This is a genomic window from Bacillus sp. SIMBA_008, from assembly GCF_046535495.1.
GTDB lineage: Bacteria > Bacillota > Bacilli > Bacillales > Bacillaceae > Bacillus > Bacillus subtilis.
The window spans coordinates 1-279 of sequence record NZ_JAWRWL010000311.1 but is presented as its reverse complement, the minus strand read 5'-3'; the positions used below and the strand labels follow the sequence as shown (position 1 = coordinate 279).

At 39.8% G+C, this 279-nt stretch carries 1 protein-coding gene; it reads left to right on the top strand.

Features of this window, described 5'->3' with window-relative positions; translation table 11 throughout:
- A partial coding sequence (locus SB658_RS23350; RefSeq protein WP_410602662.1) for a thiamine diphosphokinase occupies nt 1-279 on the top strand: 279 nt, incomplete at both ends.

The following is a 279-nucleotide window of genomic DNA, read 5'->3' as shown; positions in this document are numbered from 1 at the left end:
ACCGATTTAGAGCTTGCACTGAACTGGGCACTCAGTCAGCACCCAGCACATATTTACATCTACGGTATTACAGGAGGAAGGGCGGATCATTTTCTAGGAAATATCCATCTTCTTTACAAAGGGATTCAGCACAAGCAGAATATCACCCTTGTAGACAAACAAAATATCATTCAAATGTTTGAACCTGGTACATACGAAATAAAAGAAGATCAGGATAAACAATATGTGTCGTTTCTGCCCTTTGGAACACCGGTTGAAAAGCTGACATTAAAAGGTTTC